The 13,642-nt window shown below is 65.5% G+C and carries 9 protein-coding genes; 6 read left to right on the top strand and 3 right to left on the bottom strand.

Annotated elements, in window-relative coordinates:
• Positions 1-36 precede the first annotated feature (36 nt).
• Positions 37-1,104 (bottom strand): LPS export ABC transporter permease LptG, encoded by a 1,068-nt coding sequence (lptG, locus tag A9513_RS10000; protein ID WP_065084645.1) that lies wholly within the window; start codon positions 1,102-1,104, stop codon positions 37-39.
• A complete protein-coding gene (gene lptF, locus A9513_RS09995) occupies positions 1,097-2,221 on the bottom strand; it encodes an LPS export ABC transporter permease LptF (RefSeq protein ID WP_065084644.1) in 1,125 nt (374 codons plus the stop codon). Before lptF ends, lptG begins: the two co-directional genes overlap by 8 nt.
• Positions 2,222-2,411: 190 nt before the next feature.
• On the opposite strand from lptF, the gene A9513_RS09990 reads away from it, so the two are divergent.
• The 4 genes from A9513_RS09990 (at position 2,412) to A9513_RS09975 (ending at position 7,825) form a co-directional block, all read left to right on the top strand.
• Complete coding sequence (locus A9513_RS09990) at positions 2,412-3,902, top strand: leucyl aminopeptidase (RefSeq protein ID WP_024762887.1); 1,491 nt, start codon at positions 2,412-2,414, stop codon at positions 3,900-3,902.
• 34 nt (positions 3,903-3,936) lie between these two features.
• Positions 3,937-4,365 carry a DNA polymerase III subunit chi gene (locus tag A9513_RS09985; RefSeq protein ID WP_024762886.1) on the top strand — a complete coding sequence of 143 codons (429 nt, stop codon included), beginning with the start codon at positions 3,937-3,939 and terminating at the stop codon, positions 4,363-4,365.
• A gap of 19 nt (positions 4,366-4,384) precedes the next feature.
• Positions 4,385-4,756, top strand: a complete 372-nt coding sequence (locus A9513_RS09980) for a DNA polymerase III subunit chi (protein WP_065084643.1) — start codon at positions 4,385-4,387, stop codon at positions 4,754-4,756.
• A gap of 219 nt (positions 4,757-4,975) precedes the next feature.
• A complete protein-coding gene (locus tag A9513_RS09975) occupies positions 4,976-7,825 on the top strand; it encodes a valine--tRNA ligase (RefSeq protein WP_065084642.1) in 2,850 nt (949 codons plus the stop codon).
• 62 nt (positions 7,826-7,887) lie between these two features.
• On the opposite strand, the gene A9513_RS09970 is transcribed toward A9513_RS09975, so the two are convergent.
• On the bottom strand, positions 7,888-9,792 hold the full coding sequence (locus A9513_RS09970; protein WP_065084641.1) for a M14 family metallopeptidase: 1,905 nt from the start codon (positions 9,790-9,792) through the stop codon (positions 7,888-7,890).
• A gap of 223 nt (positions 9,793-10,015) precedes the next feature.
• On the opposite strand from A9513_RS09970, the gene A9513_RS09965 reads away from it, so the two are divergent.
• A complete protein-coding gene (locus tag A9513_RS09965) occupies positions 10,016-11,671 on the top strand; it encodes a thiamine pyrophosphate-binding protein (RefSeq protein ID WP_065084640.1) in 1,656 nt (551 codons plus the stop codon).
• Positions 11,672-11,785: 114 nt separating this feature from the next.
• Positions 11,786-13,615, top strand: a complete 1,830-nt coding sequence (locus A9513_RS09960) for an SLC13 family permease (protein WP_037013073.1) — start codon at positions 11,786-11,788, stop codon at positions 13,613-13,615.
• Positions 13,616-13,642: the final 27 nt, after the last annotated feature.

Raw genomic sequence — 13,642 nt, 5'->3', positions numbered from 1 at the left:
AAGCCGGCGATTGCCGGCTTTTTCATTTGCGATGGATCAACCCGCCCTTTTCAGCAGCAACGTGCCAAGGAAAGCGCAGATGGCCGCCGGCACCAGCACCGCCAGCAGCGGCGGGAAGTTGAACACCTGGCTGGACGGGCCAAGCAGGTCCTGGGCAATACGGAAGGTGAAGCCCACCAGCACGCCGGTGAACACCCGCTGGCCGAGGGTCACGCTACGCAGCGGACCGAAGATGAAGGAGATCGCCATCAATACCAGGGCGGCCGTCACCAGCGGCTGCAGGATCTTGGTCCAGAACGCCAGCCAGTAGCGATTGGAGTTCAAGCCCTGCTCTTGCAGGTAATGGATGTAGCTCCACAGGCCAGTGATCGACAGCGCCTCAGGCTCCATCACCACGGTATTGAGCAGTTGCGGGCTGAGCTGGATATTCCAAATCTCACCTTTCTTGGTGATGACCTCGCTGCGCTTCTCATCCCCATGCAAGACGGTCGTGCTCACCCCACGAAGGATCCAGCGATTGTCCTTGAAGACCGCCTGGCGCGCGAAACTCGCGGTCTGCAGGCGACGGTTCTCGTCGAAGTCGTAACGCGTCACCCCCAGCAGCACGCCGTCCGGACGCACCACGTTGATGTGGATGAATTCATGCCCCTGGCGGTGCCACAAGCCAGACTTGGAGCTCTGCGAGCCGTTGCCGCTCTGCGCCAGGGCGCGCCCGCTCTGGGCGGCGGTTTCGGTATAGGGAATCACGTACTCGCCGACCAGGATGCCGGCGAACATCAGCACCAGCATCGGCTTCATCACCGCCCAGACGATGCGCTGCAGCGACACGCCGGCGGCGCGCATGATGGTCAGCTCGCTGTTGCTGGCCAGGGTACCCAGCCCCACCAGGCAGCCGATCAGCGCCGCCATGGGCAGCATGTCGTAGCCACGGCTCGGCGCGGTCAGCAGGACGAATTTGAGGGCTTCGGTCAGGGTGTAGCTTTCGTCGATCTGCCCCAGTTGGTCAACGAAGGCGAACAGCTCGGCCAGGCCGAGGATCACTCCGAGTACCGCGAGAATGGAAACGAAGACGGTCGTGCCGATGTAACGATCCAGCTTACGCATGCTTCAGCTCCCCGCCCGACTTCGCCCGCTTGGCGGCCAGCTTCAGACGCAGCGGCTCCCAGTACAACAACAGCAGGCCGATGGCCAGGAATATCCCGTGGATCCACCACAGGCCGAGGGCCATGGGGATCTTGCCCTTGTCGAGCATGCCGCGCCCGGCGATCAGCAGCGCCAGGTAGGCCATGTACAGCAGCACCGCCGGCAGCAGCTTGAGGAAGCGCCCCTGGCGCGGGTTCACGCGCGACAGCGGCACCGCCAGCACAGTCACCACGAACACCAGCAGCGGGATGGACAGGCGCCATTGCAGCTCGGACTTCATGCGCGGGTCGTCGCTGCCCAGCAGCTCGGAGGTGGGAATGGCGTCGCGGTCGTCGATCTCGCTGCTCACTTCCGGCTTGGGCAACAAGGCAGCATAGGTGTCGTACTTGATCTCGCGGTAATCAGCCTGGCCAGGCGTGCCGTCGTAGCGGTAGCCGTCCTTGAGGATCAGGTAGCGGCTGCCGTCGGCATGGATTTCCTGCACGCCAGTGGCGCCGACCAGCACCGAAGTGCCGCCATCCTTGCCGTTGCGCGGGCGGTTCTTGTCCGAGATGAAGACCCCGCCCAGCTCGGTGCGTTCGTTGGCCAGGGTTTCGGTATAGGTCACCCGCGTGCCATCGCGCATCGACTGGAAGCGCCCCGGCGCCAGGGTGTCGAATTCGGTCATCGCATCCTGCTTGTTCAGCAGCAGCTGCATCTGGGTGATGCCCTGCGGCGCCAGCCACAGGCTCAGCCATGCCACCAGCAGGGCGATGAACAGTGCCGGTGCCAGGGTGATGGCGAGCAGGCGCTGCTGGCTCATGCCGGTGGCGGTGAGCACGGTCATCTCGCTGTCCAGGTACAGGCGGCCATAGGCCAGCAGGATGCCGAGGAACAGGCCCAGCGGCAGGATCAGCTGCAGGAAGCCCGGCAGGCGCACGCCCATGATCATGAACAGCGAACCCGGATCGAGCAGGCCTTGGGCCGCCTGCGCCAGGTACTTGATGAAACGGCCGCTCATGATGATGACCAGCAGCACGGCGCTCACCGCGCTCATGGTGATCAGCACTTCACGGGACAGGTAACGGAAGACAATCAAACCGGACACTCCAGGGTTGTCACGCTCGGGCGGCTACGCTCAAACTAGCCGCCGTGAAGCATTGCCGGGTGCGCGCGGACGCGACCCAGCGCAAATAGCCGGCATTATCCTGCGATTCGCCAGGCCTGTCACTGCGCAGTCCATCTTCATTCGCAGACCCTTCTGCTCTTTGTCCCGGGGACACTCAGCCATGGAATTCCTTGTAAAAAGCGTACGTCCGGAAACCCTGAAGACCGCTACCCTGGTCATCGCCGTGGGCGAAGGCCGCAAGCTCGGCGCCAGCGCCAAGGCCGTCGACGAAGCCACCGGCGGTGCCATCGCCAACCTGCTCAAGCGCGGCGACCTGGCAGGCAAGGTGGGCCAGACTCTACTGTTGCAAGATTTACCCAACCTTAAGGCCGAGCGCGTGCTGCTGGTCGGCGCCGGCAAAGAGCGCGAACTCTCCGACCGCGCCTACCGCAAACTGGTTTCCGCCGTCCTCGGTAACCTGAAGAACCTGGGCGGCGCCGACGCCGTGCTGGCCCTGGGCGACCTGGCCGTAAAAGGCCGCAATGCCCACGGCAAGGCTCGCCTGCAGGTGGAAACCCTGGCCGACGGCACCTACGTCTTCGACCGCTTCAAGAGCCAGAAGGCCGAAGCGCCGAAGCTGAAGAAGATCACCCTGCTCGCCGACAAGGCCGACGCCGCCGCTGTCGAACAGGGCGCCAAGGAAGCCCAGGCCATCGCCAACGGCATGGCGCTGACCCGCGACCTGGGCAACCTGCCGCCGAACCTCTGCCACCCGACCTTCCTCGGCGAACAGGCCAAGGCGCTGGGCAAGGAATACAAGGGTCTCAAAGTCGAGGTCCTCGACGAGAAGAAACTCCGCGAGCTGGGCATGGGCTCGTTCCTCGCCGTCGCCCAGGGCAGCGACCAGCCGCCGCGCCTGATCGTGCTGCAGTACAACGGCGCGAAGAAGAAGGACGAAGCCCCGCACGTCCTGGTCGGCAAGGGCATCACCTTCGACACCGGCGGTATCAGCCTCAAGCCCGGCCTGGGCATGGACGAGATGAAGTTCGACATGTGCGGCGCCGCCTCCGTGTTCGGCACCTTCCGCGCCGTGCTGGAGTTGCAGCTGCCGATCAACCTGGTCGGCGTGATGGCCTGTGCCGAGAACATGCCCAGCGGCGGCGCCACCCGTCCGGGCGACATCGTCACCACCATGAGCGGCCAGACCGTCGAGATCCTCAACACCGACGCCGAAGGCCGCTTGGTGCTGTGCGACGCGCTGACCTACGTCGAGCGCTTCAAGCCGCAGTCCGTGGTGGACATCGCCACCCTGACCGGCGCCTGCATCGTCGCCCTGGGCTCCAACACCTCGGGCCTGATGGGCAACAACGACGCGCTGATCAAGCAACTGCTCAAGGCCGGTGAAGTCGCCGACGACCGCGCCTGGCAACTGCCGCTGTTCGACGAGTACCAGGAGCAGCTGGACAGTCCCTTCGCCGATATCGCCAACATCGGCGGGCCGAAGGCCGGCACCATCACCGCCGGCTGCTTCCTGTCGCGCTTCGCGAAGAAGTTCCACTGGGCGCACCTGGACATCGCCGGCACCGCCTGGATCAGCGGCGGCAAGGACAAGGGCGCCACGGGCCGCCCGGTTCCACTGCTGACCCAGTACCTGCTGGACCGCGCCAAGTAATGGCACAGTGCAATCTGCCGATGGGATCGAACGCATGACGCGTGTGGATTTCTACGTCATTCCCAGCGCCGATCCCGACGCACGCCTGACCATCGCCTGTCGCCTGGCCGAAAAGGCCTGGCGGCAAGGCATGCGCATCTTCGTGCTGTGCAGCGATGAGGCCCAGCGCGACGCGCTGGATGCCCGGCTGTGGAACTTCCGTGGGGAAACCTTCATCCCACACAACGCGGTGGAAGAAGACGCCGACTCGCCCATTGTGCTGGCCCTGGGCGAGCCGCCGGAGAGCCACCGGGACCTGCTGATCAACCTGACCCTGGCCATTCCTGCGTTCGTCGACCGCTTCAACCGAGTCGCCGAGCTGGTGATCGAGGAACCGGCGATTCGTCAGGCCGCGCGGGAGAATTTCCGTCGCTACCGCGAGCAGGGCTATCCTTTGCAGGACCATCGCCTGCCGCGCCCTTGAGAGCGTCACCGCCAAGACCATGGACAACCGCAAGCCCCCGCACGACCCCGACCACCTGCTGGAAGACCTGAAGAAGATCCAGGATCTGCTGGACGAATCGGCGGCCGAGCCGCCCCTGCTCACCGAATCCTTCGAGCCGGACAACATCCCGTTGCTCTCCGACGTCGTCACGCCCGCGCCCCAGGGCCCGGCGGCGCCTGCCATCCAACCGGTCGAGCCGAACGCCGTTGCCCAGGCTAGCGAGCTGAATCGCCTGGACCTGGAGCTGCGCGCGGCCGCTCAACTGATCCTGCAGGATGTGATCGACGACTTCGCCCCGCAGATCGAAGCCGAACTGCAGCGCCGCCTGGAAGCGCGGATGCAGCGCCTGCTGGCCCAGCGCAAGCCCTGACATCCCGCGCCATTCCGCTTTTGGAGGAACGAGGGTGTGCCTAGCCCTTGCTCGCGAACCATCGCCACTGCGAGCTTGCAGAAGAGCGTTGGCGAGCAGGCTTGCTCCTGCATGCCCCTTTTGCGGGCACACGGCCATCCGCGCCGGTGGCCTGAGTGCCCCGCCTCCCGTTATACTCAGCGGTTTTCCGTCTAGCCTTATCAGGGTCCCGCCGCGCTCATGGACAAGACCTACCAGCCCCACGCCATCGAATCCCACTGGTATCCCCTGTGGGAGAAAGAGAACTACTTCGCCCCGCAAGGTTCCGGCGAGCCGTACACCATCATGATCCCGCCGCCGAACGTCACCGGCAGCCTGCACATGGGTCACGGCTTCAACAACGCCATCATGGACGCGCTGATCCGCTACCGCCGCATGCAGGGCCGCAACACCCTGTGGCAGCCGGGTACCGACCACGCCGGCATCGCCACCCAGATGGTGGTGGAGCGCCAGTTGGCCGCGCAGGGCATCGCCCGTCATGACCTGGGCCGCGAGAAGTTCCTCGAGAAGGTCTGGGAGTGGAAGGACCAGTCCGGCGGCACCATCACCCGCCAGATCCGCCGCCTGGGCTCCTCCGTGGACTGGTCGCGCGAGCGCTTCACCATGGACGACGGCCTCTCCGAAGCGGTCAAGGAAGCCTTCGTGCGCCTGCACGAGGACGGCCTGATCTACCGCGGCAAGCGCCTGGTCAACTGGGACACCAAGTTCCACACCGCCATTTCCGACCTGGAAGTGGAGAACCACGACGAGAAGGGCCACCTCTGGCACCTGCGCTACCCGCTGGCCGACGGCAACAAGACCGCCGACGGCAAGGACCACCTGATCGTCGCCACCACCCGTCCGGAAACCATGCTGGGTGACAGCGCGGTCGCCGTGCACCCGGAAGACGAGCGTTACGCCGCCCTGATCGGCACCTTCATCGACCTGCCGCTGGTGGGCCGGCGCATCCCGATCATCGCCGACGACTACGTCGACCGCGAGTTCGGCACCGGCTGCGTGAAGATCACCCCGGCCCACGACTTCAACGACTATGAAGTCGGCAAGCGCCACAACCTGCCGCTGATCAACATCTTCGACAAGAACGCCGCCGTGCTCGGCACCGCCCAGGTGTTCCAGCTCGACGGCAGCGTCAACGCCGAGTTCGACGCCAGCCTGCCCGCCGCCTATGCCGGCATGGACCGCTTCGTCGCACGCAAGCAGATCGTCGCCGACTTCGAAGCCGCCGGCCTGCTCGAGAAGATCGACGACCATGCGCTGAAAGTGCCCAAGGGCGACCGCTCCGGCACCGTCATCGAGCCGTGGCTGACCGATCAGTGGTACGTCTCCACCAAGCCGCTGGCCGAACCCGCCATCGCCGCCGTGGAAGACGGCCGCATCCAGTTCGTGCCCAAGCAGTACGAGAACATGTACTTCAGCTGGATGCGCGACATCCAGGACTGGTGCATCAGCCGTCAACTGTGGTGGGGCCACCGCATCCCGGCCTGGTACGACGACGCCGGCAACGTCTACGTCGGCCGCAACGAAGCCGAAGTCCGCGCCAAGCACAACCTGGGCGACGCCAACCTGCGCCAGGACGAAGACGTACTGGACACCTGGTTCAGCTCGGGCCTGTGGACCTTCTCCACCCTCGGCTGGCCGGAACAGACCGAATACCTGAAGACCTTCCACCCCACCGACGTGCTGGTGACCGGCTTCGACATCATCTTCTTCTGGGTGGCACGCATGATCATGCTGACCATGCACCTGATCAAGAACGGCGATGGCAGCGCGCAGATCCCGTTCAAGACCGTCTACGTCCACGGTCTGGTGCGCGATGGCCAGGGCCAGAAGATGTCCAAGTCCAAGGGCAACGTGCTCGACCCGCTGGACATAGTCGATGGCATCACCCTGGACGAGCTGCTGGAAAAACGCACCAGCGGCATGATGCAGCCCAAGCTCGCCGAGAAGATCGCCAAGCAGACCCGCGCCGAGTTCCCCGAAGGCATCGCCAGCTACGGCACCGACGCCCTGCGCTTCACCTTCTGCTCGCTGGCCTCCACCGGTCGTGACATCAAGTTCGACATGGGCCGCGTCGAGGGCTACCGCAACTTCTGCAACAAGCTGTGGAACGCAGCCAACTTCGTCATCGAGAACACCGATGGCAAGGACACCGGCGTGAATGGCGAGCCGGTCGAGCTGTCCTCGGTGGACCGCTGGATCATCTCCGCCCTGCAGCGCACCGAGATCGAAGTCGCCCGTCAGCTCGATGCCTTCCGCTTCGACCTGGCCACCCAGGCCCTCTACGAGTTCATCTGGGACGAGTACTGCGCCTGGTACCTGGAACTGGTCAAGCCGGTGCTGTGGGACGAGAACGCGCCGATCGAACGCCAGCGCGGCACCCGTCGCACCCTGGCGCGCGTGCTGGAAACCGCACTGCGCCTGGCGCACCCGTTCATGCCGTTCATCACCGAGGAAATCTGGCAGCGCATCAAGGCGTCCGCCGGCAAGGATGGTGAAACGCTGATGCTGCAACCCTGGCCGGTCGCCGACGAGGCGAAGATCGACGCCGCCGCCGAAGGCGACATCGAGTGGGTCAAGGCCCTGATGCTGGGCATCCGCCAGATCCGTGGCGAGATGAACATCTCCATGGCCAAGCGCATCGACCTGGTGCTGAACAACGCCTCGCCCGAAGACCACCGCCGCCTGGCCGACAACGAGCCGCTGCTGATGAAGCTGGCCAAGCTCGAGACCATCCGCGTGCTGGACGAAGGCGAAGAACCGCCGATGTCCGCCACCGCGCTGGTCGGCGACCTGCAGGTGCTGGTACCGATGGCCGGGCTGATCGACAAGGCCGCGGAAATGGCGCGCCTGGACAAGGAAATCCAGCGCCTGGAAGGCGAAGTCAAACGCGTCGGCGGCAAGCTGTCCAACGAAGGCTTCGTCGCCAAGGCACCGCCGGAAGTGATCGAGAAAGAACGCGCCAAACTGGCTGAAGCGGAACAGGCGGTGACCAACCTGATCCAGCAGCGCGAGAAGATCGCCAGCCTGTAAGTTCTGGAAAGGTAAGAACAACGGCGCCCTCGGGCGCCGTTGTCATTTCTGCGGATCTGGCTTCAGTACACCGTCCCCACCGGATACACGTAGGCATTCACGTCATAGAACGGCGTGCGCTGGTAAAACCACTGCAGGCGCGCCTGGGCGTCCTTGGCGAAGGCCTTGTCGTCCTTGAGCTTCTTCTCGAACTCGGCCTTGAGCTTCGGGTCCTCGGCGAGCATCTTGCGCGCCATCGGTTCCATCACGTACTCCTCCGGCTCCTCGGCGACCACCAGCGTCGAGTTGAAGAAGCCCCAGGACCAGAACGAATCCGGGCTCTCCGCCGTCAGCAGGTTGATCGCCAGCACGCCCAGCGGCTGGTCCGTATCGATCACCACGGAGCCCGTCGGGTAGGTCTGCCGGCGTTGGAACGGTTTGCCGGTGCCGCTCACCAGCAGATGTCCCTCGTAGCCGGGAATCTCGTTGGTGGCGGCACGGTCCGGCTCGAAGCCGCCGGCCAGCTTGATGTCGTCCATGCGGTTCAGGGTCACCTCGATGGGCGTGGCCTTGTCCAGGGTCTTCATCTGGATGCCGTGGGACTTCAGGCGCGCAATCACCTCGCCCCACTGCACCGGCACGACGAACTGCTTCGGTCGTTTCACCACCAGGTCCGGCACCGAGTTATCGCTGATCGGCACATCGAGTTGCTTGGGCTTGTTGCTCCAGACGATGGTCTTCTTGCCGGTGATCGGCGATTCCTCGTAGCGGTAGTCGCCGACGGTGAACGGCGTGTGCTGCTCTTTTCCGGGCTTCCAGGTGAGGATCACGTCCTTCTGCGCGGCCAGGCGCTCACGGTCCTTGGTGATGGCCTGCTTGAGCGAATCGGCGTTATCGCCGATCACCTGGAACATCGCCTTGAGCATCACGTAGTTGCCCAGCACCTGGGTTTCGTAGGGATGCAGCGCGTGCTGCTCGATGAGGATCGACGGCACGTTGCGCATGTCGCCGTACTGGTTGGAGAACCGCGCCAGGTCGGTGCGATAGGGGTAGTAACCCTTGGTCGGATCCTGGTTGTCGTTGAAGCTGATGCACTCGTGGACCACATGGCCGTCGCCTTCCAGCTCCTTGTAGACCGGCGGCCGCATGACCTTGTCCATCCACTCGCTGGAGGCCGGCGACCAGCCGTTGCCGTTGTGGCAATAGGAGCTGTCGTAGGGGTACATGGCGCCGTCGGTGGAATGGGTATCGACGAAGAAGCTCAGGTCGTATTGGTTGAACACCGAGGCGACGTTGCGGATTTCCGCGCTGTCGAGCTTGGTGAAGTCGCGGTTGAGGTTGTAGTTCTGGCCGTTGACCCGCCAACCGGTGACCTCCGGGCCGTTCTGGTTGATCCGCCCGTAGGGACTGCGGCGCAGGTCTCCGTCGATGTTCACGGTGGGGATGAAAAGGATATTGACCTTGTCCAGCAGCCCCGCCAGCGGCTTGTCGCCGGTGGTCATGTCGCGCAGCAGCATGAACATCGCGTCCTTGCCGTTGGCCTCGCCGGGATGGATTTCCGCCTCGACGAAGAGGGTCGGTTTGCCGGACTTGTTCAGCCCCTCCGCCGACTTGTCTGCCTCGCGGCTGGCCGTGACCAGCAGCATCGGCTCGCCGGTGGCGCTGTTCTCCGGCAGGTCGCTCAGGGTGATGGCGCCGCCGGAAGCGTCCGCCAGCTTCTGCAGCCAGGCGCGGGTCTGGTGATAGTCGGAGGTTTCCTTGAAGCCGCTGGACTCGGCCAGGGTGATCAACGGATTGTCGGCCTTGGCGATGTACTTCGTACTGGTGAGCTTCTGCTCGAACATCGCCGGCAGGATGCGGGTCTTGGCCGCGGCGCTGTAGCCGCTGTCATCGACATACCCCGGCGCCGAAGGCAGGGCGGCGAAGAGGGGCAGGCTGGAGCTGGCGAACAGGCCGGCGAGCAGGGCTCGCGTCGAGAGGTGGGGCATGGGAGGTTCTCCTTTTGCAGCAAAACGTCCTGCGGACGCAGGTGCGCCCGTGCATCAACCATAGACAACTCAGGGAAAACGCCAGCGCGGTTCGTCGTCGCGCCGGCTCCCGGCCAGTGCATTCATTCCTCGGAGGAATAACCTTGCGAAGAATGCTCGCTTGGTTCGTCCTGGCAGTTGTTCGAAGATCAGCCCACCCCTGCCCTCCAGGAATCCGATCCCCATGTCCGACCTCCCGGCCCGCAACGGCGGCCAGATCCTCGTCGATGCCCTGCAGCTTCACGCGGTGGATACCCTCTACTGCATCCCCGGCGAAAGCTACCTGCCGGTGCTCGACGCGCTGCACGACGCGTCCGGTATCCAGACCATCGTCACCCGCCACGAAGGCGCCGCCTCGAACATGGCCGATGCCTACGGCAAGCTCACCGGCCGCCCCGGTATCTGCTTCGTCACCCGCGGGCCGGGCGCGACCCATGCGGCCAACGGCGTGCATACGGCGATGCAGGACTCGACGCCGATGATCCTGTTCATCGGCCAGGTGGAAAGCGCCTTCAAGGGCCGCGAGGCCTTCCAGGAAGTGGACTACCGGCAGATGTTCGGCGGTCTGGCCAAATGGGCCACCGAAGTCGACGACATCCGCCGCATTCCCGAGATCGTCACCCGCGCCTTCCGCGTCGCCCAGTCAGGGCGGCCCGGTCCGGTGGTGATCGGGCTGCCGGAGGAGGTGCTGTTCGGTTCGGCACAGGTCGCCGATGTGGCGCCGTCGCCCATCACCCGCGCCGCGCCGACGTCCAACGCGCTGGCCGAGCTGCGTGAACGGCTGAGCCAGGCCCGGCGCCCGCTGCTGATCGTCGGCGGCACCGGCTGGACCACCGAGGCCTGCGAGCAGGTACGCGCCTTCGCCCGCGCCAACCGCCTGCCGCTGGTGGCCTCGTTCCGCCGCCAGGACCTGATCGACAACCGCGACGAGCAGTACGCCGGCCAACTCGGCTTCGGCGCCTCGCCCAGGCTCACCGCGCGGGTGCAGGAAGCAGACCTGCTGCTGGTGCTCGGCTCGCGCCTGAGCGAAACGCCCAGCGCCGGCTACACCCTGATCCAGAGCCCGCGCCTTCAGCAGAGCATGATCCACGTGTACGCCGATGCCAGCGAGCTGGGCCGCGTCTACCAGGCCGACCAGATGATCGAGGCCGCCATGCCGGAGATCGCCACTGCCCTAGCCGGGCTCGCTCCCCTGAGCGAAACACCCTGGGCGGAGTGGACCGCCGCGGCCCGCGCCGACTATCTCAGTTACGTCACCCCACCCGAGCAAGCCGAACCACCGCAAGGCGTGGACCTCACGCAAGTCATCAATTACCTCAACGAAGCGCTCCCGGACGATGCGGTGATCAGCAACGGCGCCGGCAATTACGCCGTCTGGGTGCATCGTTTCTACCGCTATCGCACGCCACGCAGCCAGCTCGCCCCCACCAACGGCGCCATGGGCTACGGCTTCCCCGCCGCCATCGCTGCCAAGCTGCGCGACCCGCAGCGCAGCGTGGTGTGCTTCGCCGGTGACGGCTGTTTCATGATGTACCCGCAGGAGCTGGCCACCGCCGTGCAGTACGGCGCGGCGCTGACCGTCATCGTGGTCAACAACGGCATGCTCGGCACCATCCGCATGCACCAGGAACGCGAATACCCCGGCCGCATCAGTGCCACGCAGCTGCGCAACCCGGACTTCGTCGCCCTCGCCCGCGCTTTCGGCGCCCACGGCGAGCTGGTCGAACGTACCGAGGACTTCGCCGCCGCCTTCGAGCGTGCCCAGGCCAGCGGCAAGCCGGCGCTGATCGAGTTGCGCACCGATCCGCAGCAGATCACCCCGGTTTCGCGCCTGCCATGACCCGGCGAACGCCCCGCGCGCGGGGCGTCACGCTTCGCTAAGCTGCATCGGATCAACGCAACGTGCCTGCCACAACGGGCACAATGGCGCGCCGAAATAAAGCTAGGGAAGCGCATGAGTCTGCAACTGATCTGGGTCCTCGCCCTCCTCGCCACCGCGGTCGGGCTGTTCGTCGCCAACCGCCCGCGGATGGACGTGGTCGCCCTGCTGGTGATGGTCGCCCTGCCGTTGTCCGGTGTGCTCAGCGTGCAGGAGTCGCTGGCCGGCTTCGCCGATCCCAACGTCATCCTGATCGCCGCGCTGTTCGTCATCGGCGAAGGCCTGGTGCGCACCGGCGTGGCCTACCGCATCGGCGAATGGCTGACCCGCCGCGCCGGCTCCAGCGAGACGCGCCTGCTGGTACTGCTGATGCTCGCCGTTGCCGGCCTCGGTTCGGTGATGAGTTCGACCGGCGTGGTCGCCATCTTCATTCCCGTGGTGCTGAGCATCGCCGCGCGCCTGCACGTGTCGCCGCGCCGGCTGATGATGCCGCTGAGCTTCGCCGGGCTGATCAGCGGCATGCTTACGCTGGTCGCCACCGCACCCAACGTCGTGGTGCACAGCGAACTGGTGCGTGAAGGTTCGAAAGGTTTCAGCTTCTTCAGCTTTACCCCGTTCGGCCTGGTCGTGCTGGTGCTCGGCGTCGGCTACATGCTGGTGGCGCGGCGCTGGCTGGGCGATGACGGCGGCGACGACAAGCAGAGCGTCAAGCGCCGCACCCTCAGCGACCTGATCCGCGACTACCAGTTGGCCGGCCGCGAACGCCGCCTGCGCATCCGTGCCGACTCGCAACTGGTGGGCATGAGCCTGGCCGACGTGGAGCTGCGCGCCCGCGCCGGGACCAACGTGGTAGCCATCGAGCGCATGGTGCACTTCCGCCTGAAGATCCTGACGCCCAGCGCCAACATCGTGCTGCACGCCGGTGACGTGTTGCTGGTGGATATCTCCGGCGAACGCAATGACCTGCTCGGCATGTACCACGAATACGGCCTGGAGCCGCTGAGCCTGCAGGGCGACTATTTCACCGAGCGTGCCCACGAGGTGGGTATGGCCGAAGTCACCCTGCCGCCGGAGTCCGGGTTGCTGGGCAGGAGCGTGCGCGACCTGGAGTTCCGCAGCCAGTTCGGTCTCAACGTGGTCGGCCTGCGGCGCAACCGCGAAGCGCTGGTGGAGGGACTGCTGGAGGCCAAGCTGAAGGTCGGCGACACCCTGCTGGTGATCGGCGACTGGAAGGAAATCCGCCAGCTGCAGGCGCGCAGCCGCGACTTCCTGGTGCTCAGCCTGCCGGCCGAAGTCGACGAGGCGGCCCCCGCCGCCAGCCAGGCGCCCCACGCGCTGTTCAGCCTGGCGGTGATGGTGATCCTGATGGTCAGCGGCCTGGTGCCCAACGTCATGGCCGCGCTGATCGCCTGCCTGCTGATGGGCGCCTTCCGCTGCATCGACATGGACAGCGCCTACCGCGCCATTCACTGGCAGAGCCTGCTGCTGATCGTCGGCATGCTGCCCTTCGCCCTGGCGCTGCAGAAGACCGGCGGCATCACCCTCGCGGTCAATGGGCTGGTGGGTGCGCTGGGCGGAGCAGGCCCCTACGCGATCCTCGCCAGCCTGTTCGCGCTGACCGCGATGATCGGCCTGTTCATCTCCAACACCGCCACCGCCGTGCTCATGGCCCCGGTCGCCATCGCCACGGCCAAGGCGCTGGGCGCCTCGCCCGAGTCATTCGCGATGATCGTCGCGCTGGCCGCTTCGGCCGCCTTCATGACGCCGATCTCTTCGCCGGTCAATACGCTGGTGCTCGGCCCGGGCCGCTATCGCTTCGGAGATTTCGTCAAGGTTGGCGTACCCTTCACGATTCTGGTGATGATCGTCAGCGTTGTGCTGGTACCCTGGCTGCTGCCGCTGTAGCCGGCCACTGCAAGATCGTCACAAGAT

The sequence above is a fragment of the Pseudomonas sp. AU12215 genome, from assembly GCF_001675465.2.
GTDB classification, from domain to species: domain Bacteria; phylum Pseudomonadota; class Gammaproteobacteria; order Pseudomonadales; family Pseudomonadaceae; genus Pseudomonas; species Pseudomonas nitroreducens.
The sequence above is the reverse complement of the archived record's forward strand: the minus strand, read 5'-3'. Positions and strand labels throughout refer to the sequence as shown.